This is a genomic window from Streptomyces sp. R818 (assembly GCF_056172735.1).
The window spans coordinates 392,955-413,225 of sequence record NZ_JAOCNE010000014.1; the positions used below are offsets into that span (position 1 = coordinate 392,955).

The window sequence follows — 20,271 nt, forward strand, 5'->3', positions numbered from 1 at the left end:
CGGCTCAGCCCTTGCGCGCCCAGTCGACGACCAGTCGGCTGTAAGGCTTGTCGACGACGAAGCGCGCATCGTCCGCCGTCAGCAGGTCACGCGAGTCGGCCACGACCATTCGGAAGCCCGGCTCTGGGGCGTCGTTGCCACCGCTGGCGTCCCAAGCGCGGATCTCGTCCACCACACGCTCAGCGAGGCTGGCGCCGTCCTCGCCGTGGCCGATCACACCGACCTCCCAGTAGCGGCCCTCGTTGTCCTCCCCTTCCCGGATGGTCAGGTACGCGAGCGACCCGCCGTCGAGGGCGGCCATGGAGCCCCAACCGAAGTGCGGGGTGAAGCCGGGGCGCTGGCCCGGCAGGCGGGACAGGCCGTTGGGCAGCACACAGGCGAGGTACAGGTACAGCCACTCCCAGGCCGAGCCCTGGCGGAACTTCACCCCGGTGTAGAGCTTGGTCTGCTGCTGGTCGAGGACGGTGCGCAGGGCGTCGCGGTCGACGTCCTGTTCGCTGAACGTCTCCAGGCGCACGTTGCCGTCGCCGGCCATCGGCACGAGGGTGTAGATGTCGTCGCAGACGCCCTTGCGCAGGGGGATGAAGGTGGCCATCTCGCAGGAGACGGTCTTCCACGTGTCGCCGTCGCGCTCGAAGGCGAAGCTCCGGGAGATGCTGCCGCGGATACGCATCGGCAGGACCAGGCGCCCGCCGGGGGCGAGCTGGTCGAGGATCTTCGCGGGGACGTCGCCGGCGCCGACGGTGAAGATGATCCGGTCGTAGGGGGCGTGCTCGGGTAGTCCGGCCGCGCCGTCGGCCATCGCCGCGGTGGCGTTGTCGACGGCGGCCTCGGCGAGGTGCTTGCTCGCGCCGGCCACCAGGTCCTGGTCGACGTCGAGGGTCCACACCTGCCCGCCAGGGGAGACGATCTTGCCGAGGAGGGCGGCGTTGTACCCGGTGGCGGCTCCCGCTTCCAGGACCTTGTGGCCGGGCTGGGCGCCGAGCTGTTCGAGCTGGGTGGCCACGATGGACGGCGCGGAGATGCAGGAGATCATCTCGCCGTGTTCGTCGTGCTTGATCGGGACCGCGTCCTCCTTGTACGCGCTCTCCAGGTCGACGCCGGGCAGGAAGGCGTTTCGGTCGGTGGTGCGGAAGGCGTCGATGGCGGCCTGGCTGCGCAGGTGGCCGCTGTCGACGAGCCGCTGGGCGAGGGCTTCGCGCAGGTGGGCAGGGTCGGTTACGGGTGTCACGGTGGTCTCCATTCGAGGGAGGCTAGGGTCCGCCGAGGCGGACTTGCGGGTAGACACGTCAGCTCCTTCTTGGGTGGAGAAGGCGACGTGACGGCCGAGCCACGCGGTGGCGGCCTGCGCGTCCACGGGTACGGCCGCGCGGTTGAACGCGAAGACCGCGTGGTGGGCGATGACCGCCCGGATACCGCGTATCAGCCGGCCGTCGGCGGCGAGCCGGCGCAGCTCGCGGCCGGCGTGCTCGAACGCGGTGACGCGCTCGGCCCAGCCTGGTTCCGCGCAGGGGAGCAGGACGGCGTCGGCGTTCATCAGCCGCCGCATCGCGGATACGGCCTTCTCCAGGACCGGCCCTTGAGGCGGGGTGGCGGGGGGCCGCAGGGCGGCCCACTGGGCGTAGACGTCGCCGGCTTCAAACGGGTCCAGCCCGGCCCCGCGGATCATGGAGGACAGCAGCATCACGCTGCACTCACGGGCGCCGGGGGTGCCGGTCTCGGCGAGCGCGGCCGGACTGTCGGCGCAGAACACATCGTGCGCGACCTCCATGCCCTCGGGCCCACCGAAGGCATGGGTCTCCGGCTCGTAGATCCCGCCCGTCCAGCCAGTGATCACGCGGTCGGCGACGAGCTGGTCCAGCAGGTCACCGACGGGCTGTTCGGTGCGCAGGCGCACGCCGGCGTCCTTGCGCAGGAAGTGGAAGCGGTGGCCGGTCAGCGCGGTCGCCAGGGCCCGGGCGGCGCTCGCGGGCGGGGTGGGGAAGGCCACCGAGGCGTGCCACCAGGACGCGGCTGGGGGGATCGGCAGGTTCTCGTCGTCGACGGTCATGGGAAGGGATCTCCTTGTGAGCGGCAGGGCGAGGGTCAGGCGAGCAGGAGGACGCGGGTCCAGCCGGTGGTGTCGTTGGCCCCCAAGGCGAGTTGGGCTCCGGCGCGGCCTTCCATGAAGCCGGGTCTGGGTAGGTGCTCCCAGTCGATGGCCAGGCGTCGGTGCAGGTCCTGGATGATCGGGGTGAAGCGGCTGGGCGTCGGGCTGTCGGCGGCGACTGCGCGGGTCAGGGTCAGCAGGCCGGCCCAGCCGTGGCAGAGCGTGGAGTCGTGGATGCGTGAGAGGTGCAGCGGGTCGGTCAGGATGGCCGCAACGGTGTCCTCGGCGGCCCGGCGACGGGCTGGGTCGCTGAGGGCGAGCGCGGCGAGCTGCTGGGCGCGGGCGATGCCGGGCTGGCCGTAGCACCAGGACTGGCGGGCCGGTTCCGCGGCGGGAGGCTGGGCGGCGTCCAGGTGGGCTGCGGTGGACCAGTAGTGGGCACCGTGCCGTTCCAGCCAGGTCGCGAACGTAGCGACGGCTTCCTCGTGCCCGGGGACGCGGACTCCGCGGCGCAGGGCGAGGGAGAGCACGGCCAGGGTCCCCGCGATGCCGTGGGCCATGCCGTTGTTGCCGTGCCCGCCGGCCATGTCCTTCCCGTCCGGGCCGACCGCCGACCACCACCCGGGCAGCATCCGGCCGTTGCCGCGTACGGGGTGGGCGAGCGCGACCAGGCAGTCGAGCACGTCGGGCAGCCGGGGCGCGATCGGGCGCCGGTCCAGCAGCAGCGCGGCGAGTCCGGTCAGCCCGCGGATGAGGTCCCATTCGGCGAGGTGGGGCCGCGCGCCGGCCACCTGGCGACGGCGGGCGGCGGCGAGGCGGGCGTCTACGACGCGGTCGACGGCCGCGCGGACGTCGTCACTGGCCCCGTGCACGCGGGTCAGGACGAACTCCAGGGCGGGTGCGCCGTGGAAGAGGCTGGCGTTGCTTCCGGTGCTCACCCCCCGGGCGGTGGCCTGGGCGAGGTGACGGCGCGCGGTGGACAGATCACGGCGCTCGATGTCGAGCAGGGCCATCCCCAGAGCGCCCTCGGACAGGTCCTGTGTACCGGGCACGGTCGTCGTGGTCATGAGCGCCTGCCCAGGGGGACGACGATGCTGTGGGATCGGCTACCGATCCACCCGTCGGCATCCGGTGGGGGCGCGTCGTGCAGGGTGGCGATGCCGAAGGGGCTGGCTTCCAGGTGTGCGCGCAGAAGGTCCAGGTCTACGTCGCGGGTGAGGTCGAGGGGCAGCTGCTGGTCGTCCTCCGCGAGCAGTACCCGCTCCGGCACTTGGAACCGCGCACGCCAGCTGTGGAGTTGGTCCGCCCACTGCTGGAGCGGGGCGGTGCGGCCGGGCAGCGTGCGGCTGCGGATCTTCCACCGTGCGGCGGTGAGGATGGTGCGTCGGTAGGTGAGGGCCGGGGTGAAGGGCAGGGCCCAGGCGGCGCCCCAGTCGAACCAGGTCACCTGCGGGGAGGTGGCTCGGCTGATCTCGCCGAGGAAGCGGGCCATCGGCGGGGTGTAGTTGTTCCACAGGAAGTTGATGGCGGTGGGGGCCAGCAGCTCCAACGGCTTGCCCGTCGCGGACTCCACCAGCTGAGGGCGGCCCCCGGTGACGGTCACTGACAGATCGCGGGGAAAGAGGACGTGCGGGGAAGGGCGGCGGAATTCACCGACGCTGACCACGCGGGGCAGGGCCTGGGGCGCGCGGGTGAGCAGGTCGGCCGGCACCCGTCCGGCGTGGAAGGAGAGGTGCGCCAGTTCTGCCCCCGGATCGACCGTGGGCAGGTTCGCGTACGCCTCCTCGACGCCGGGGAACAGATGCCAGAACCGGCCAGTCATTGATCCGGCCGAGCGGGAGACGGTCAGCACGCGCAGCCGGAAGTCGCCCCTGTCCAGGGCGGAAACGGAGGCGGCGTGAACCTGCGCGGCAAGTTCCAGGTGCGGCGCCAGATCGTGGGGCTTGCTGCCGACCGCTGCTTCCAGTTCCTCGATCATTGCCCCGGTCACCGCCACGCTGCGGCTGCCGTCGGCCGCGGCCGAACCGGCAAGCTCCAACAGCAGGCGGTCACGCCGGGACATCGGCCGGGGCGGCTCGCTCGCCGTAACGAACCCGGGCGGGAAGCCCACGCCGCGGTCAGGGTCCGTCACCTCTTCCACCGGCACCGCGGTGCTGTCGCCGTAGCGCTCAGAGAACTGCGCGATCCACCGCTGCCAGGCCGGTGTCCCGGTCGGATGAGTGACCAGGCGGGCCAAGACCGTCGCGGCGGTTTCCACCTCGGTCTGCACCTGCTGGGGCAGCCGCACGTCGGCGTCCAGCCGTAGGTCGCACGCTGTCCGCAGGCCGGCTACCTGGGCGCGCGCCGCAGGCGGCAAGACATCGGTGGGGTCCGCGACGGTGGCGGGCGCGCGCAGCGAGGAGCGCAGCAGCCGCACCCGCAGCAAGTCACCGAGCAGCCGCTCGCGCGCAGTGCCGCTCGCGGTGGGGAACTCCGCGGCCAGCTTGCCGGACAACTGGCGGTACTCGATCGGTGATCGGGCCAGGTCGAGGACGAGACGCAGCGCGGGACTGAGGGCGAGGCGGAACTCTGCGTCGCCCTCGGAGGGGACGTGGATGTGCTGGTCGCGCTGATAGATCAGGCTGTTGACGCAAACCTCGGCGTCGACCATACCCGCAGCGTCGCTCTCCTCGGCGCTGAGGATCTCGTCCAGTCCCACCGGATCGGGGCGGGTGACGGCATGGTGATCGTTGCCGATGCGGAGGGCTGTGGTTGGGCCGAAGCCGAGCCGGGCGACGCCGGCGAACAGGCCGTACGGGGTGGAGCGGTGGGCGTAGCGGATGGCGTAGCGGGCGGTGGCCAGCGCCGCCCGGCGCATTCGCCGCGTCTTTGGTGTGCGGCCGTCGAGGATTGCCTGCACTTGGTCGGCCAGATGAGGGCTCGCCTGCGACACGGAGCGGCGGAAGTCGGTGTCGGACCACACCCTGCTCAGCCACGCGCGCCACGCGTCCGCGGGCGCCCTGGTCGTCGGCCAGGGCGGCATGGCGGGCTCGGTGGTGTGCACCGCAGCGCGCAGCATGGCCTGCCCCACGGCCTCGTACAGGCTGGGCCGGTGCCGTGTCATCAGGGCTCTCCTCATCGTGTGCGTGACGGTGGGGGACGGGCCGGACGGGGGGACCCCCGCCCGGCCCGCGCTACCGGGGCTTCCCGGCTTACGAGGTGGTGCAGGCGCTGGGGCAGGAGCTGCCGCAGGTGTCGCCCGTGCTGCACATCAGGACGGTCTCGGTCGCCGGCGTGCCTTCGATGAAGGTGATGTCGAGGCCGAACGGGTCGTCGTCGGTCTTCGCGAGATCCGCCTGCGTGGAGGTGGTCGGCCTCTCGGCCTGGATGGCGGTCATGCATGCCTCCTAGGAGTGGTGGATGGTGCGGGATACCGGGGCCCGGCCTGGGCCCCGGGGCCTGCCGCCGGACAGCGGCGGGCAGCCAGAGCCGCTCGGCCGTCACGTGTCCGGAGTCGGTGGGGTGCCGTCAGGCCGCGGCGGGCTGCTGCTGTGGGCGGCTTTTGGCGGCCTGGTCCAGCGCCCGGGTGAAGCGCTCAGCCCGCTCGTCGCCCTCGGCCTCCTGGGCGCGCAGGTCGCCGAAGCGCGTGTACCGGTGCCTCACCGCCTCTAGCGCCACGGCGAGCGGCGGCAGACCCACCGCGCTCCGGCGGGCGTCGACGGATTCAGGTGCGCGCAGCGGGCACAGTTCGATGCTGCTGGCGCTCAGGCGGTGCTGGGTACCGAATTCCTGTGCGTGTCCGTTGGTGATGAGGGCACGGTCGTGCAGGTGTGCCCAGTGCTGAACCGGCGCGTCTTCGGCCTGGACTGCGCGTTTAAGCAGAATGGTGGCGGCGCGTTGGAAGGCGGGGTCGTCGTCGCTGTGGAGGGCAATCGTCCATGCGGCGCGGGCAGCGGTGGGGCCCACGAGTCGGTGGCCGGGCCAGTCGTGCTCGGAGAGGATCCGACGCAACACGGCGGTGTTGGCGTGCTCGGTGTGCCGGCCTCGCCCGAGTTGGATGGCGTCGAGCTGGTCGCGTACGCGCTTGGCTCGCTGCGCGGCCGAGCCGTCGGCGCGGGCGATCAGCTCGCGGGCGAGGTCGGGCCGTCGCGGTTTGTCGGTGGTCACGTGACGCTCCATTCTCCGTTGGCGGGCTGGGGGACGCGGACCCGGCAACTGATCAGCGCGTGGAGCCCGGAGCGGCGCTCGGCATTCAGTTCGAGGTGGGCGACCTCGCCGGCCTGTCCGTCGCCGGCACCGTGCAGAGCCCAGCCCATGTCGATCAGGCGATTGAGGAGTTGCGCGACCGGGGCCGGATCACGCAGCTGGGGGGCGGGCACTTCCGCGCGTATGCGGGGCAGACCGTGGCGGGCGGCGGCGTCGGAAGCCCACAAGGTGATCAGACGGGTGACGTTGTCCGGGTGACCGGGCAGCGTATAGAGGCTGCGGAGGAAGAGGCACGGTCCTTGGCCCCACCGGACATCGGGGGTGTGCTCAGGGATCAGGCAGGCCAGCATCCGTCCGTCCTCGAAGAGCCCGGCGGAACGGGTCTGCGCAGCTCGGAATTGCGCGGGGGCGTCCTCGTCACCAGGGATGGGCAGGCCGTGCCGGATGAGCCAATTCTGGCGATCCTGCACAAGCGCTGCGGCTTCCTCGCGCTCTGCTGCGGTGTCCAGCATGCGCATCGTGTAGAGGGCGGACGCCGGCGTCTGCGTGAACGGGACGGGGGCGGAGCGGTCCTCGCTGCCCGTGTGGATTCCGGGCCGGGTCACTGGCGCGCTCCACTTCGTGTGGCGTGGGCGCCTCGCGTGAGCGGCAGCAACTGCCAGCTGTACGCCAGCACCACCAGCTCGGTGTTGTCCTGTGCGCCTACGTCGGCGAGGAGCTGTTCGAGGGCAGTGGACAGGTCGGCCGGGGCGAGGCGGGCGGCCAGGGCGATGTCGCGTGGCAAGGGGTGCTCGGCCACGGCGCGAAGCAGTCTCGTCTGTTCAGGGCTCAGGTCCGGAGTGGGCCGCTTCGGGGGCGGGGCGGTCGCCAGTCCGGAGACGAGCGCGCGGTGGACGACCATGGCGAGGGGCGATCGCTGCGGGCAGTGCAGTTTCCAGCGCACCGTGGTCAGCATCTTCTTGACCGTGCCCAGCTTCAGGACAGTGGTGGACGCGATCTCTTGGGCGGACAAGCCGTTCACCAGAAGTTGGGCGATGCGTTGTTCGGCTGGGGTGAGGGGCTGTGTCAGGGCGGGGGCGGTCATGGAAGGTTCCTCGTCGAGGGCAGGTCACTCGGTCGTCGTTGGGCACAGCAGGACGGGTAAGGCGGGAGCTGTCCGGGCGCGGTGGTCATGACGCTCCAGACGATCGCTTGCACAGCTCGTGTGCAGAGGTGAGGCCCTGCCCGGGGACGAGGCGGCGGATCAAAAGGCGGCCTTGCTCGGGGCTCATGGCGAGTGTGAGCCGGTCGGATCTGGATGAATCCGGGGGCTGCCGCGCGACAGCAGCACCGAAGCCCACGGCCGCGTCGAGAATTCGCTGGAGACGCTTGGAGGGATCAGAAACCTTGGTGTGGAGGAGGCGCTTGGCCAAGAGACGCGCCTGCTCCAGCGTGAACTTCACGGTGAGGCGATCGACCTCGTGCTCGCAGGCGGGCTCGACCTCTGCGACGACCGAAGAGCCCACCACGCCGGTGATCACCAGCTTAATCCGCTTGGCCATCCGCCGGATGTCGCGGCGGCGGTGGAGCTGCAGTTCCGATGCGATGTCCGGTGCGCCGAGAGTGCGCGCGAGGGTAGCGGCCGAGCCGAGTTCCTCGTCGGCCAGGTGGAGGTAGAGGTCCTGCTTCCCTACGTCGATAGTGCTGTCGAGGCCGTGGTCCGCGAGCGCGTCCTTGAGCTGCTGGGCGGCGGCGTGGGCGGTGATCCAGGGCTGGAGCAGGGTGGTGATGAGTGTGCGCACGGCGTCGTCGGTGGGCAGAGTGAGGACGACTTGATGGGTCTCCTCGTCCAGCGAAGCGATGGCGTCGATGCCGGCGTGGCGCAGCCATTCGGTGGCAGCCTCCACGGTGTCGTCGAAGGGGCGCTTGCTGCGGTACACGGTCAGCCTCAAAGCCGCCTCGTCGTCGGCTACGTAGAGCAAGGAGATGACGTCGGCTGCCTGCAGGGCGTCTTCGAGTTGTTGCTTCAGCGAGGCGGCACTTCCCGCGGTGGCGGGCTTGGGTGACGCTGGCAGGTCTGCGGTCATCATCACTTCCGGGCTTGGCGGTGCGGATTCGGGGTTGGCGCGCACGGGAGGCTCATGCGGCGGTCGGATCGGGCTGTGCCCAGGCGGCCACGGCTGCGAAGCGTTCGGACCACTGGATGCGGTCCTCGTCGAAGGCGGCGTCCGCCAGGCGGATCCGCTGGACTTCACCGGTTCCGGCCGGCGGGTAGGTGTGCTGTATGTCCCGCCACAGGCGCTGGAGGAGGTAGTCGCGGTCCAGAGCGTGTGCGCCGTGCAGTTCCATGGCGTCCTGGGCTGACTTCATCGCCCATCGGTGGCTGAGGTACTTGCTGTTGATCAGTTCCGCGTCGCAGGACACGCCCTCGTCGAGGAGGTGCACGGCCTGGTAGGCGAGGATGCGCGCGGCGCGCAGTCGAGCTTCCATGCCGCCGACGCGGTCGCGAAGGACCGGCAGGTCGGACAGGGTGCTCCTATAGCGGATGCGGGTCTTGAGGCGTTCGGTCGTGGTGGCTACGACGGCCTCGTGGATACCGAGGCTGACGGCGGCGAGGTTGGGGCGTCCGTAGAGGATGCTGCTGCTCTGCGCTACGGCCGAGCCCCGCCCGACGTCGCCGAGCACGTTGTCGTGCGGGATGCGGACCTGGTCGAGGTCGAGGCGGCCGGCGGAGAAGCCGTGCAGGCCAAGGCCGCCGCGGTGGTCGTGAAGGGTGAGGCCGGGGCGGTCGGATTCGACCATGAATGCGGTCAGAGCGGTGGAGGTACTCGTCCCGGCTTCGGCGGTGCGGGCGACGACGAGGTGAGCGGCGGCAATGTGGCTGTTGCCGACGTGGACTTTGCTGCCGGTGATCACCCAGTCATTGCCGGCGCGTCGGGCGGTGGTCTCGATGCCGCCTATGTGCCCGCCGGCCTCCGGTTCCGTTACCGCGATCGACAGGAGTCGCGAGCCGTCGGCGGCGCCGGGCAGCCAGCGCTGTTGCTGATCTTCGGTGGCGAAGTTGAGGACGGCGCCGACCGGGATCAGCGTGGCCTGCAGGATGGTCGCGACGGACGCGGATGCGCAGGCGATGCGGTGGACCAGCACGGACCGCGCTACGTGCCCGGCGTCGATCCCACCCAGCGCGGTCGGGATGGTGACGCCGAACCAGCCACGTGCGCCCATCAGTTCGGCTAGTTTGCGCTCCACTCGATCGGGTGCGGCCTCCATGCGCGCGATGCGGGGAGTGACCTGTTCGTCAGCGAAGGTGTCCGCCTCGGTCCACAGCAGTGCGTGGCGGGCGCTGAGGTAGGGGCGCAGCGCCGGTGGCGGCGTGATGGATGTGGCGGGCATGGTCGTCTCCCTCTGCGTGGGCGAAGGTCGCACGGTCAGAGCGGCCGGGTATCGCGCGCTCTTGGCTGATGCAGGCCGAAAGGTCTAGCGGATCGCCCCGCGGGTGATGCCATCCATCACTTGGGCACCGCCGTCGATGACGATGTCCCGGATCCGGCGTGCGTCACTCAGGGGGCGCTTTTCGGGGTCGATCACGCACACCGTGCCCAGCCGGACACCGCTGTCGTGGATGAGGGGAGCGCCGAAGTAGGCGCGGATCCCGACTGCGTCCACCACGTGATTGCCGCTGAACCGGGGGCTGGCGTGCACATCAGGCAGCGGCAGAGCCTTGCGGCGGGCCATGACTTCCGGGCACCATCCGTGGTCGCGGCTCATGGTGCGGCCGACGATGACGTACCCGCTGTCCGCCGGCGGCTGGTGCAGTCCGACGAACTTCTGCTTCTCCAGGAACAGGTTGACGAACCCGTAGAGGAACCCGGTCTTCTCCGCGATGGCTCGGGCCATCGCGTCGAAGTCCTCGCTGGCCGTGGTGGGCACGCCCAGGCGCCGCAGCAGTTCGTACCGCTGGGACAGTTCGCTCGGCTCTGCCTCATGCGGGAGGGCGGGGGTGGTGCCGACGGGCTGTGCCGGGTTCTGCGCCCCGGGGCGCAGGGCTCGTTGTGGTAAGTGGAGCACGGGCGCGGCTGGCGGCGTCGGAAGGTGAGGTGTAGGGGGCTGGTACGACATCAGGCGTCCTGGAAAGTGATGGCGGATGGAACGGGAGCGGACTCGGTCGGGGGGTTCCGCATGGCGTGGCCGACGAGGGCGATCAGGATGCCCGCGACGTGGTTCGGGTTGCGGGCGTCGCAGGGCAGCACCGGCACCGATGCCGGCAGTCCGAGGGCATCACGTACTTCTTCGGGGTGGTGGCGCTCGGCACCGTCGAAGTGGTTCACCGCGATGGCGAAGGGCAGCTGGATGTCTTCGAAGAAGTCGATGGGGGCAAAGCTGCTTTCCAGGCGACGGGTGTCGACCAGCACGACCGCGCCGACGGCTCCGCGGGAGAGGTCGTACCAGAGGTCTCCGAACCGGTCCTGGCCGGGCGTGCCGAACAGGAACAGCTCCAGGGGAATGGGCGCGTCAGGCAGGCTGGTCCGGCCGAAGTCGAAGGCGACCGTGGTGGTCTCCTTGGCCTCGACGCCCTCAAGACTGTCCACGCCTGTGCTCGCCTCGGTCAGGTACTCCTCCGTACTCAGCGGAGTGATGTCGCTGACTGCTCCCACGGCGGTGGTCTTGCCCACGCCGAAGCCCCCGGCGATCACGATTTTCAGCACGGTGGGTGCGGCAGCGTGTACGGGCGGCGGAGTGCGCAGCCCCGCACGCGGGTCATCCGGCCTGGGAAAAACGGTTGGCATTGGGCCACTTCCTTTTCAGGCCCACCGCGAAGGCAGCCAGTAGATCGGTGGTGGGTCGTTCATCCGCGTCCGCGTCGGAGGAGGCATACGCGGAGGTCACGGAGATGACCAGGGCGTTGGCGTCCAGGAGGTCCGAGACGAGGATCTTGACTGCGGTGACAGGGCGAGCAAGCAGTCCGGCCAGCTCGGTGACCGGCCGCGGATGCTCCTGGCACAGGGCGAGGATCTGCTCGCACTCCTCGGCCTGACGGGGGCCTGGCCGTCCGGGGCCGGCGGCCAGGACGGTCTCCAGGCTCAGCAGGTGCCGCGGCCTGGTGCGCCCGCGCGTCAGCGTGTAGGTCCGCACGAACGTGGCGTCCTCGTCCGCGCGGTCGTGGGTGTTCACCGGGCCTCGTCGTCAGTGCGGCCGCGGACCGGTACCTGCATGTAGGGGGCGAACTTCTGGACCAGGCGTCCGATTTCGAAGCCGACGCTGCCCGCGTCCGCCTCCGTGGTCGCGACAACGCCAAGGACCGTGTCCTTCACCTTGCTGCCGGGGTGGTTGTTGAAGGCGGTGCTGCTTCCGGCGCTCTGGACGAAAATGAGGCAGTCGTCGCGCTCGATGATGACCTGGCTTGCAGGCCGCTTCAGGCGGCTCGGCCCGGTGAGGTTCTTCGCGATGGCGGCGATTCCGCTGAGGGCTGCCGCCAACTCGTCCGCCCAGTCCTTCTCGACCTCGCTGTCCAGGAGTTGCAGGCCGTCCCGCGACAGCAGCACGGCGTGTGTAACGCCTGCGACCTCGGCGACGAAGTGCTTCAGCAGCCACTGCATGTCACCTCGCATGCCGCTCGCCGTCACCTCCGCCTGCGGCGCGGAGGCGTCCTCGGACACGGTGTCCAACTCGGCGTGGGTGCTCATGGGAATCACTCCTGAAGGGGGAAGGGCCGGCGACCATGACCGGTTCGTCGGGAGGCGAGGGGAGGTGTGATCGTCAGGGGCGGGTGGGCTCGCCGGAGTCTGCAGGCGTGGTGGCGGCGCCTTCGCCGGCCTGGACGCCGCGACGGAAGGCAGCTGCCAGCCCCGGCCTGGGCGCAGCCACGGGAATGTGCTCGCGCTCGCCCGGCGGACGAACCGAGCCGGGCTGGCGTGTTCTCCGCGGCAGAGTGGAGGGCCTGGGGCCTCCGGCTGAAGGCAGTGTCGCCGCGGTCGGGCTTCCGCCCGGGTGTATCGCGGGGACAGGCGCCGTGCGGGTCTGCTCCGGCGGCGACGCGACGGGGCGGACGTCACGTCGGGTGTCCATGTTCCCAGCGGGTGCGATCGTCACGAGGAGCCGCTTTGGGATGATCACCTGGGCTGTGGTGCCTCCCATGGCGTTCTCCTGGAGGTGCACCGTCAGGTTGTGCGACTGAGCGATCTTCGCTGCGACCAGCAGGCCGATCTGCCCCACACGTACCTGGGCACTGACGTCGACCTCGTCGGGTGCTTTGAGCAGGTGATTCATCTGTGCGCGGGACTGCGGTGGCATGGGGATGGCTCGGTCTTCGACCTCGATCACCAGGCCGTTGGGCACCGGCTCCGCGCGCACTAGCACCCTGGTGGCGGGATCGGAGGACTCGCATGCGTTCTCGATCAGTTCCGCCAGCAGGTGGGTCAAGTCGGGACCCACATGTCGCGGGAGCCCCAGCTGTACGCCTACCGAACCCGCCGCGACCACCACACGTGAGTACTGGACGACCTCCGAGACCGCGCCGCGCAGCGTAGTCGTGACCGACACCGGCTGACGCGTGCTGCGCAGGGACTGACCACCCAGAACTGCTGTGCTTTCCACCTGACGACGCACCCGGGTCACGAGGTGATCGATCTGGAAGATCCTGTCCAGCATTTCCGGATCGTCGGTCAGCTTCTCCAGTTGGTTCAGGGCCTCCAGGGCCTTGCCCACCAGGGAGTGCTCCCGCATGGCCAGGCGGCGCAGGACCTGGAGAAGGACGACTGACTGGGACTCGTCGTGCACACGTATCAGCGCTGTGACGGCCTCCACCTGGAGTGCCCCGAGCGCACTGCTGATCTCCGCCGTCGCACCGGCCGGACCGGGCATCCGACGTTCGGGCAGCGGCGGTCGGGCTCCTCGGCACAGTTCCTCCGCCGACCAGAGCACTGTCTTCTCCACAGCCGCCGTGTCCTTGGCGAGGGCGGTCAGCTCCGCCGCTCGCCGCTCTTCCACGACTGCATGGATAGCGACGGCTGCCGTGCGCGTGCCGCTCCGGGCGACCAGCGCGATGACACCCAGTCCGCAGACCAAGGCGACCACGATCCAGGCATGAGTCGTCGCGGCCGTCAGCCACCCGATCCAAGCGCCACTCAACAACACCGTCAGTAGGACCAGAGGCGGCATCACGGCGCGACGGACACGACCCACGGTGAGGGCGTCGATCTGTGGGGCTTGCCGTCTGCGGTGACTGGTCGCGGCCGGCCGTGTCGGGAACGCGCGGTCAGGCATGGGATTCCTCGTCGGTGGGTGGGGCGACAGAGCGTGCTTTGGCGTCGGGTTCTGAACCGTCTGGCGCGGTCTGGGGCACGTTTCGAGCGTCGCGCTCGGCCAACTCGCAGGCAATTCCCGGCCGTTCTACTTCCGTTTCACTTCTGTCCCGCCGGAGGCGCGGACTGCGCCCTAGGCGGAGAGAGGGCTGCGGCGACAGCCGGTGCAGGAGCCGGGCGCTCTGGATCAGACCCATGTGGCTGAACGCCTGCGGGAAGTTGCCGAGTTGCCGTCCCTGCGCGGGGTCGTACTCCTCGGCCAGGAGCCCGAGACCGCTGCGCAGCGCGAGGAGGCGTTCGAACAGGCCGTTGGCCTCATTCAGCCGACCGGTTAAGGCCAGGGCATCGACCAGCCAGAACGAGCAGAGAAGGAAGGTGCCTTCGTCGCCCTTCAGGCCGTCCACTCCGGCGCGGTTGCCGGCCGTCGGGTATCGGCGCACCAGTCCGTCCGGGGTGCTCAGCTCCCGGCGTACCGCGTCCACGGTGCCGATGACGCGCGGGTCGTCGGGCGGTAGGAACCCGATGCTGGGGATGAGCAGGGTGGCGGCGTCCAGAGCCCTCGATCCGTAGGACTGCGTGAAGGTGTTGCGGTCGGGGTCGAAGCCCTTGGTGCACACCTCGTGGTGGATCGTCTCGCGCAGCTTGATCAGCGGGGCCAGCTCCATGCTGAGAGCACCGGCCTCGATCAGGCGGATGGTGCGGTCGATGGCCACCCAGGCCATGACCTTGGAGTGCACGAAGTGTCGGCGGGCCCCGCGGATCTCCCAGATGCCCTCGTCGGGTTCCTGCCACCGCTGGACCAGGTGCTCGACGAGTCGCTGGTGCAGGACCGCGGTGTCCGCGCAGTGCGCGACCCCACTCTGATGTGCGAGGTACAGGGTCTCGATCACCTCGCCGTACACGTCCAGCTGAAGCTGGTCGGCCGCTCCGTTGCCGACCCGTACTGGTGCTGATCCCTCGTACCCGGGAAGCCAAGGCAGCTCCCGCTCGCGCAGGTCGCGCTCACCGGTTATCCCGTACATGATCTGCAGGTTCTGTGGGTCGCCGGCCACGGCTCGTAGCAGCCAGCGTCGCCATGCCTGCGCCTCCTGCCGGTACCCGGTGCCCAGCAGCGCGGCCAGCGTCTTGGAGGCATCGCGGAGCCAGGTGTAGCGATAGTCCCAGTTGCGCACCCCGCCGATTTCCTCGGGCAGTGACGTGGTCGGCGCCGCGACGATCCCCCCGCTCGGCCCGTATGTCATCGCCTTCAGCGTGATCAAAGAACGGACCACGGCCTCGCGGTAGGGCCCGTCGTAGGTGCACTCCTGTGTCCAGTCCTGCCAGAAAGCGAGCGTCTCGGTGAGTGTGGCCTTGGGGTCGGGAACGTCCGGCTCGCCGGCATGGGATGAGGACCAGCTGAGGACAAATGCCACGCTCTGCCCGGGGACGACGGTGAAGGTGCTGACGACGACGCCGTCCTTCTCCACCTGCGGGACGCAGGTGTCCAGCCACAGCGCGTCCGCGCCGGCCTCCGCGACCATGCGCCCGCCGACCTCGTGGATCCAGGGACTGACGCTGCCGTATCCCGGCCGCGGACGCGTGGCCGAGACCATCTCGACCTCGCCGGCTAAGCCCTCGACGATCCGGATGACCTGCGGGTCCCCGTCGCGCGGCGGCATGAAGTCCAGGACACGGACCGAGCCAGCCTGGGTGCGCCATACCGATTCCAAAACCAGCGAGTCACCGCGGTATCGGCGCTCAGCGAGTGCCCCGGCATCGGGTCGGTTGATACATGGTGCCGGGGCGATCTGCCAGGAGCCGTGCTCCTGGGTGCCGAGCAGCCCGGCGAAGACTGCCGGCGAATCAAAGCGGGGCAGGCACAGCCAGTCGATGGCTCCGTCGTCACAGACGTGGGCGCTGGTCTGTGTGTCGCCGATCAGGCCGTACTGCTCGATCTGCGGAAGGCGCTTCATCGTGTGGAACTCCATAGGCCCCGCGGCTACGGGGCTGGTTCTGGGGCCGCCGTAGCGGCCGGGAACGGTAGGGACGAGAGACATCGGTGTCACCGGGGCGGGGAAGGAGCGTTCTGCGACGGCGGCAGCTCCTCGCCGGGCCGGGCCGGGAGGGGACGAGTGCTCACCCCGAAGACAAGCGACGAGATGCACCCTGCTGGGCATGTGGCTATCAGGGACAGCAGCCGAGGCGTGAGGCACGAGCTCCACGAGTGTCGTCGTCGCCTTCCGCGACCGATCCGCGATGGTTTGGACCTCGTCTGATGCGGGCTTCGCGTCCGCGCCGAGAACGGCGTCCAGTCGTCATACAGTTCGTCGGTGACTGCCTCACGGGCGAGCGAGCGACGCAGGCTGAAGGGGATCAGGCCCGCCGTAATGTCGTCAGCGGAGCACTGCCCGACCATCTGCGCTGCGGCCTCCCGAGTGATCGCGACCATCACGGCCTCCCGGCGGGGACGCGGAAGACGCACCCCGTCGTCTTGCCGTCGTCGCTGATGCCCCAACGGTCGGCCAGAGCAGCGACGAGGAGCAGGCCGCGGCCGGAATCGTCGTCGTCATTGGGGGAACGCAGGTTAGCGGGGGCGCGACTTCCGTCGGTCACCGCGACGTGCAGTTCGTTGTCGGCGCACTGCACCCGAAGGGCGACTCCGCCCTCGCCGTGTTCGACGGCATTGGTGACCAGCTCGGAAACGGCAAGCACGATGTCCTCGGCCAGCGGGCCGCGCACGTCCCAAAGCCCCAGGAAAGCCTTGGTGATTCGGCGCATGCCTCCGACCCGGCGTCGGGACGGGGTGAAAGCCACCTCGAAGGCGTGCGAGGTCTGCGGCAGTCCCTGCACCGCGACTGGTGCGACTGCTGGAGCCGAAGTCATCGGAAGCCTCCCAGCTGGACCGGGCGGAGCAGAGCGCGAGGCACGACCTCCCCTTGACGCGTGGTGCCTGTGACCCGTCGCCGCCACTGACTGACGCCGGGTGGGCACACGGCACGCGTCACGCTGAAGTTGTCAGTGAAGGAGTTCATGTGGGGTACTCCCGCCCGTCGTGAAGCTGGCCTACCAAGAGCGAACCGCTTAACCGGTTGAATCGGCATGGGGTCAAGGGCTTGGCGGTGGTCAAGGTGGTCAAAGATCGTTTGGCGTTCGTCTGCTCCTTCACGGCGGGACCGTCACGCCGGTCTGCGGCGGAGTGCGCGATCGGCCCGGTGCCGTGTGGAACAAGTAACGCCGAGTCCAGAGCCCCTGGTTAGGGGGTCTGACGCGGAACCGAGATAGCTCACCTAGGGGATTTTGGTGTTCCCTTTACCTAGCTGTGCGTGCGCAACGGTCTACGGTGCGGTCATGAACCCCACGCGAAACAAGGCTCTTGAAGCGTGGATGGAAGACCATCAGCACAGCTCAAACAGCCTGGCCAAAGCCGTAAACGAAGCTCTGGAGGACCTCACCGGTAGATTCGGAACGTACGACGGCCGTCATGTCCGGGAGTGGCGATCTGGGCGAGTTCGATGGCCCAACACGGCAACGCGGAGGGTCCTTGAGGGCATCTCAGGGATGTCTGCTGTCGACTTAGGGTTCGTGCCACGGGGCCGCTCCTCATCGACGGCAGCCCCACCGCAGGAGGACCCTATGCACCGCCGCACCCTTGTCGCTGGAACCATCTCGGCGGCCGTGGCTGCCGCCGCCCCAGCCACTGCCTCGACGCGCAAGATCGGCATGAGTGACGTCGGACGGCTGCAAGAGAAGTTCGCGGCTGTGGTCGCCAGCGATCACAAGCGCGGCGGACAGCGAGATATTGAGAAGCGTGCCGTAGACCTTGCTGGCTCAGCCCTGAATCTCCAGAACTCGGGAAGCGCCACCCAACGCGTGCGGAGCAGTCTTTACGCCACCGCCGCGAGTTTCCGCTCATCCGCGATGTGGGCTGCCATCGACGGCCGCCGTTTCCAAGATGCCGTCGCCCACATGAGGGAAGCCCAAGCGCTCGCCGAGTTGTCCGGGGACCAGGCCATCAAGTTCCGCATCTGGTCGCATGCCGGCAGTCTCTACCGGCATATGGGACGCCCCGCGGATGCCCGAGCAGCCAACGACGTCGCACGGAACCTACACATCACCCGCCGTGACCCAGTGTTCGCTTCCCTGGGTATGGCCCGGCAGATGGCTATCCAGGGCGCCGCGCACGAGGGGCGGGGCCTGCCCCGCACCTTCGACCAGGCGTACGAAGCCATGAACCGCGCTGATCGAGGTGCCTCCCGGCCAGTATGGCTTCTGGCCTTCTACGACGAAGCGGAGCTTCACTCCCTCGCCCTCACCGCCCATCTCGCCGCAGGTAACTGGTCCACCGCCGAGTATCACGCGCACCAGTGCTTGGCCGTGCTCAGACCGCACATGAAGCGCTCGCGCGCCATCGCCACCAGCCGCCTCGCGCAGGCCCAGCTCGCTCAGGGCGACGTCGACACCGCTACTGGCACGGCCATGGACGTCACAGCGGAGGCGGCTACCCATCACCCCCGGGTATCGCGCATGCTTCAGGAGTTTGGCGCTGCCCTGCGTGCTACTGCACCGGGCAGTGACAGCGCGCGAATCTGGACCGAGCACACCGCCGCCTGGAGGCACACCGCATGACCTCGGCACCCGCTATCGAACTCCGATCCTTCACCGAACTGGACGCCGTCCGGGGCGACCTGCTCAATGTGTATGCCGAAGTACGGGCACCGCTGCTCCACCTAGCGAACTATGCGGTCTCCTCCTTCGGCGAGCGGCTGGACCGGCACGGAACCGAGCCTGGCTTTCAGGCGGTACTCGCCTACGAGGGCGAGCGCCCGGTGGGGTACGCCTACGGCAACACGATCGAGGACGGGGACCGGTACTGGCAGCGCACCAGTCCGGCGCCCGTCGAGAAGTACACGGCGCACGCAGTCCTGGCACTGAAGGAAATCGGCGTGTCCCCTGCATGGCGAGGCACTGGTGTGGCGCGACACATTCACGACGCGCTCCTGGCCGGCCGGGAGGAGCCGTACGTGACGCTCATGGTCAACGAAGCAGCCGGCGACGGGAAGGTCCACTCCCTGTACCGATCGTGGGGGTACGAGGACATCGGTCGCAGCCAGCCGTCACCGGCCTCGCCCCGTCTCACGGTGATGATTCGCTCAACAGCTTGATCTTGCGCCCCGCGCAGAGACGGCCTTCGGTCATCTCCTCTGCACCGCAGATCAGTTGAGCACTACGTTGGAATCTGAACCGCCCTGAGCAAGAGCCGGGGCGGGCGGATCGGTCAACATGGTCAAAGATCGGCTTCAGTGACGGGGGCGCACGATGGCGCGCGAGAGGAACGAGCGGCTAGCCGCGCTTCTCCTGGAAGCGCGCTGGTCACGGGCACAGGCGGCATCCGCGTACAACCGGATCTCCGCCGAGACACTGAACGGCGAGGTACGGGAGAACTCCAAGGTCGGCCGCTCCCACGTGAGCATGTGGGTCGGAGGCACCCAGCCGACAGGTGTCGCGCCCGCTATCTTGTGCCAGGCGCTGACCCGTCGTTTGAAGCGTGAGATCACACCGGAAGAGGCCGGGTTCGCAGCATCCACCTCACCAGCGCAAGGTGCGCTGGACTGGCGCGCCGATCCCTTGATCGCGCTGAACGAACTGGGGAGTGGCGTGGACACGGACCGGCGGCGGCTACTGGCGGGTGGCGTGTACTCCGCGGCGTCCCTCCTCCTGCCGGAGGAAGCATGGTGGGATGCCATGTCGAGGCCGCCAGCAGAGGACGACGCTTCAACGGGCAAGCGTGTCGGGCGCGGAGACGTTGAGATCGTACGAGAGCTGACTTTGGCCTTCTCACGTATGGACCAGAGGCGCGGCGGCGGCCACGGACGGCGGGCGGTCGACGAATACCTGAAGCACGAGGCCCACGACTTCCTCCGAGGCCGGTTCGCCGACGAGGCAACCCGCCGCGCGATGTATTCAGCAGCCGCCGAACTTGCCTACGTGTCCGGCTGGATGGCCTTCGATAACAGTGAGCACGGGTTCGCGCTTCAGCGCTTCAACACAGCCGTGAAGCTCGCGGCCCGCTCCGGCGATGCCCCCCTGAGCGGACACATCCTTCGTGCCATGGCGCACCAGGCGCTCGACCTGGGCTTTCGGCGCGAAGCCCTACGGATCGCACAGACCTCAGTGCATGGCGAGCGGTATGCGGCGGCTACTCCTCGGGAGCGGGCACTCCTCGGTGTGGTGCATGCGCGTGCCCTCGCCGCGAACGATTTCAAGCAGCAGGCAGCAAAAGCGCTGCTGCGCGCCGAAGATGACTTGGCGAACGCCAGCGACGGGGTCAGGGAGCCGGACCGGACCTTCTTCTTCGGCGAAGCGTCGCTTGCGCACGAGACCGCCTGTACGTTGCGGGACCTTGGCGATCCTCAGCGCGCGGTCAAGGAGTTTCGGCGCTCCGTACGCACGCGAGGAGCCGCGTTCCGGCGCACGCACGCGGTCACCCTCGGATACATGGGGGCAGCTCAGATCGCACAGGGCGGCGTCGAAGAGGCGTGCGCTACGTGGACCAACGTCCTGGACGCGATGGAGGACGGGATCTACTCAGGTCGAGCCCGGCAGACGGTCGTGGACATGCGACGACTCATGTCGCCCTACCGCAAGCGCGGTATCCCCGCGGTAGGGGCGCTTGACGCCCGTGCGGCGTCGTATCTGGCCCAAGTAGATTGATCACACGTGTTGTCGAGGCCGAATCGA

The 20,271-nt window shown here is 69.3% G+C and carries 19 protein-coding genes; 3 read left to right on the top strand and 16 right to left on the bottom strand.

Annotated elements, in window-relative coordinates; translation table 11 throughout:
* Positions 1 to 4: 4 nt before the first annotated feature.
* The 16 genes from fxlM to N5I75_RS33510 all read right to left on the bottom strand — a co-directional run bounded on the left by fxlM (position 5) and on the right by N5I75_RS33510 (position 16,383).
* Entirely contained in the window at positions 5 to 2,050 is a 2,046-nt protein-coding gene (gene fxlM / locus N5I75_RS33435) for a methyltransferase, FxLD system (protein ID WP_476683866.1), read from the bottom strand.
* 35 nt (positions 2,051 to 2,085) lie between these two features.
* Positions 2,086 to 3,156, bottom strand: a complete 1,071-nt coding sequence (locus tag N5I75_RS33440; protein ID WP_476683867.1) for a lanthionine synthetase LanC family protein — start codon at positions 3,154 to 3,156, stop codon at positions 2,086 to 2,088.
* On the bottom strand, positions 3,153 to 5,192 hold the full coding sequence (locus tag N5I75_RS33445) for a lantibiotic dehydratase family protein (RefSeq protein ID WP_476683869.1): 2,040 nt from the start codon (positions 5,190 to 5,192) through the stop codon (positions 3,153 to 3,155). Before N5I75_RS33445 ends, N5I75_RS33440 begins: the two co-directional genes overlap by 4 nt.
* 88 nt (positions 5,193 to 5,280) lie before the next feature.
* The gene (locus N5I75_RS33450) at positions 5,281 to 5,466 is read right to left on the bottom strand and encodes an FxLD family lanthipeptide (RefSeq protein WP_476683871.1); all 186 of its coding nucleotides are present in this window, start codon (positions 5,464 to 5,466) and stop codon (positions 5,281 to 5,283) included.
* A gap of 130 nt (positions 5,467 to 5,596) precedes the next feature.
* Complete coding sequence (locus N5I75_RS33455) at positions 5,597 to 6,235, bottom strand: DUF6624 domain-containing protein (protein WP_476683873.1); 639 nt, start codon at positions 6,233 to 6,235, stop codon at positions 5,597 to 5,599.
* On the bottom strand, positions 6,232 to 6,786 hold the full coding sequence (locus N5I75_RS33460) for a hypothetical protein (RefSeq protein ID WP_476683875.1): 555 nt from the start codon (positions 6,784 to 6,786) through the stop codon (positions 6,232 to 6,234). The genes N5I75_RS33455 and N5I75_RS33460 overlap by 4 nt, the downstream gene beginning before the upstream one ends.
* Positions 6,787 to 6,875: 89 nt before the next feature.
* Positions 6,876 to 7,358, bottom strand: a complete 483-nt coding sequence (locus tag N5I75_RS33465; protein WP_476683877.1) for a LuxR C-terminal-related transcriptional regulator — start codon at positions 7,356 to 7,358, stop codon at positions 6,876 to 6,878.
* A gap of 85 nt (positions 7,359 to 7,443) precedes the next feature.
* Positions 7,444 to 8,385: a hypothetical protein gene (locus tag N5I75_RS33470; protein WP_476683879.1), complete on the bottom strand. Its 942-nt coding sequence runs from the start codon at positions 8,383 to 8,385 to the stop codon at positions 7,444 to 7,446.
* A 7-nt stretch (positions 8,386 to 8,392) separates the two neighbouring features.
* A complete protein-coding gene (locus tag N5I75_RS33475; protein WP_476683881.1) occupies positions 8,393 to 9,646 on the bottom strand; it encodes an acyl-CoA dehydrogenase family protein in 1,254 nt (417 codons plus the stop codon).
* A gap of 84 nt (positions 9,647 to 9,730) precedes the next feature.
* A complete protein-coding gene (locus N5I75_RS33480; RefSeq protein WP_476683883.1) occupies positions 9,731 to 10,321 on the bottom strand; it encodes a GAF domain-containing protein in 591 nt (196 codons plus the stop codon).
* 50 nt (positions 10,322 to 10,371) lie between these two features.
* Positions 10,372 to 10,959 carry a GTP-binding protein gene (locus tag N5I75_RS33485; RefSeq protein ID WP_476683885.1) on the bottom strand — a complete coding sequence of 196 codons (588 nt, stop codon included), beginning with the start codon at positions 10,957 to 10,959 and terminating at the stop codon, positions 10,372 to 10,374.
* A gap of 52 nt (positions 10,960 to 11,011) precedes the next feature.
* Complete coding sequence (locus N5I75_RS33490; RefSeq protein WP_476683887.1) at positions 11,012 to 11,425, bottom strand: DUF742 domain-containing protein; 414 nt, start codon at positions 11,423 to 11,425, stop codon at positions 11,012 to 11,014.
* Positions 11,422 to 11,937 carry a roadblock/LC7 domain-containing protein gene (locus tag N5I75_RS33495; protein WP_476683889.1) on the bottom strand — a complete coding sequence of 172 codons (516 nt, stop codon included), beginning with the start codon at positions 11,935 to 11,937 and terminating at the stop codon, positions 11,422 to 11,424. The genes N5I75_RS33490 and N5I75_RS33495 overlap by 4 nt, the downstream gene beginning before the upstream one ends.
* A gap of 73 nt (positions 11,938 to 12,010) precedes the next feature.
* Complete coding sequence (locus N5I75_RS33500) at positions 12,011 to 13,516, bottom strand: sensor histidine kinase (protein ID WP_476683891.1); 1,506 nt, start codon at positions 13,514 to 13,516, stop codon at positions 12,011 to 12,013.
* Positions 13,509 to 15,506 carry a glycoside hydrolase family 15 protein gene (locus N5I75_RS33505; RefSeq protein WP_476683893.1) on the bottom strand — a complete coding sequence of 666 codons (1,998 nt, stop codon included), beginning with the start codon at positions 15,504 to 15,506 and terminating at the stop codon, positions 13,509 to 13,511. Before N5I75_RS33505 ends, N5I75_RS33500 begins: the two co-directional genes overlap by 8 nt.
* A 475-nt stretch (positions 15,507 to 15,981) precedes the next feature.
* Positions 15,982 to 16,383 carry an ATP-binding protein gene (locus tag N5I75_RS33510; protein WP_476684866.1) on the bottom strand — a complete coding sequence of 134 codons (402 nt, stop codon included), beginning with the start codon at positions 16,381 to 16,383 and terminating at the stop codon, positions 15,982 to 15,984.
* 783 nt (positions 16,384 to 17,166) lie between these two features.
* Here N5I75_RS33510 and N5I75_RS33515 point away from each other — a divergent pair.
* The 3 genes from N5I75_RS33515 (at position 17,167) to N5I75_RS33525 (ending at position 20,244) form a co-directional block, all read left to right on the top strand.
* Entirely contained in the window at positions 17,167 to 18,159 is a 993-nt protein-coding gene (locus N5I75_RS33515; protein WP_476683895.1) for a hypothetical protein, read from the top strand.
* The gene (locus N5I75_RS33520) at positions 18,156 to 18,695 is read left to right on the top strand and encodes an N-acetyltransferase family protein (RefSeq protein ID WP_476683897.1); all 540 of its coding nucleotides are present in this window, start codon (positions 18,156 to 18,158) and stop codon (positions 18,693 to 18,695) included. Before N5I75_RS33515 ends, N5I75_RS33520 begins: the two co-directional genes overlap by 4 nt.
* Positions 18,696 to 18,849: 154 nt before the next feature.
* A complete protein-coding gene (locus N5I75_RS33525) occupies positions 18,850 to 20,244 on the top strand; it encodes a Tat pathway signal protein (protein ID WP_476683899.1) in 1,395 nt (464 codons plus the stop codon).
* Positions 20,245 to 20,271: the final 27 nt, after the last annotated feature.

Coding starts and splice junctions, on each gene's coding strand:
- fxlM (WP_476683866.1), bottom strand. CDS start 2,050: ATGACCGTCGACGACGAGAACCTGCCGATCCCCCCAGCCGCGTCCTGG.
- N5I75_RS33440 (WP_476683867.1), bottom strand. CDS start 3,156: ATGACCACGACGACCGTGCCCGGTACACAGGACCTGTCCGAGGGCGCT.
- N5I75_RS33445 (WP_476683869.1), bottom strand. CDS start 5,192: ATGACACGGCACCGGCCCAGCCTGTACGAGGCCGTGGGGCAGGCCATG.
- N5I75_RS33450 (WP_476683871.1), bottom strand. CDS start 5,466: ATGACCGCCATCCAGGCCGAGAGGCCGACCACCTCCACGCAGGCGGAT.
- N5I75_RS33460 (WP_476683875.1), bottom strand. CDS start 6,786: ATGCTGGACACCGCAGCAGAGCGCGAGGAAGCCGCAGCGCTTGTGCAG.
- N5I75_RS33465 (WP_476683877.1), bottom strand. CDS start 7,358: ATGACCGCCCCCGCCCTGACACAGCCCCTCACCCCAGCCGAACAACGC.
- N5I75_RS33475 (WP_476683881.1), bottom strand. CDS start 9,646: ATGCCCGCCACATCCATCACGCCGCCACCGGCGCTGCGCCCCTACCTC.
- N5I75_RS33495 (WP_476683889.1), bottom strand. CDS start 11,937: ATGAGCACCCACGCCGAGTTGGACACCGTGTCCGAGGACGCCTCCGCG.
- N5I75_RS33500 (WP_476683891.1), bottom strand. CDS start 13,516: ATGCCTGACCGCGCGTTCCCGACACGGCCGGCCGCGACCAGTCACCGC.
- N5I75_RS33505 (WP_476683893.1), bottom strand. CDS start 15,506: ATGAAGCGCCTTCCGCAGATCGAGCAGTACGGCCTGATCGGCGACACA.
- N5I75_RS33515 (WP_476683895.1), top strand. CDS start 17,167: ATGCACCGCCGCACCCTTGTCGCTGGAACCATCTCGGCGGCCGTGGCT.
- N5I75_RS33520 (WP_476683897.1), top strand. CDS start 18,156: ATGACCTCGGCACCCGCTATCGAACTCCGATCCTTCACCGAACTGGAC.
- N5I75_RS33525 (WP_476683899.1), top strand. CDS start 18,850: ATGGCGCGCGAGAGGAACGAGCGGCTAGCCGCGCTTCTCCTGGAAGCG.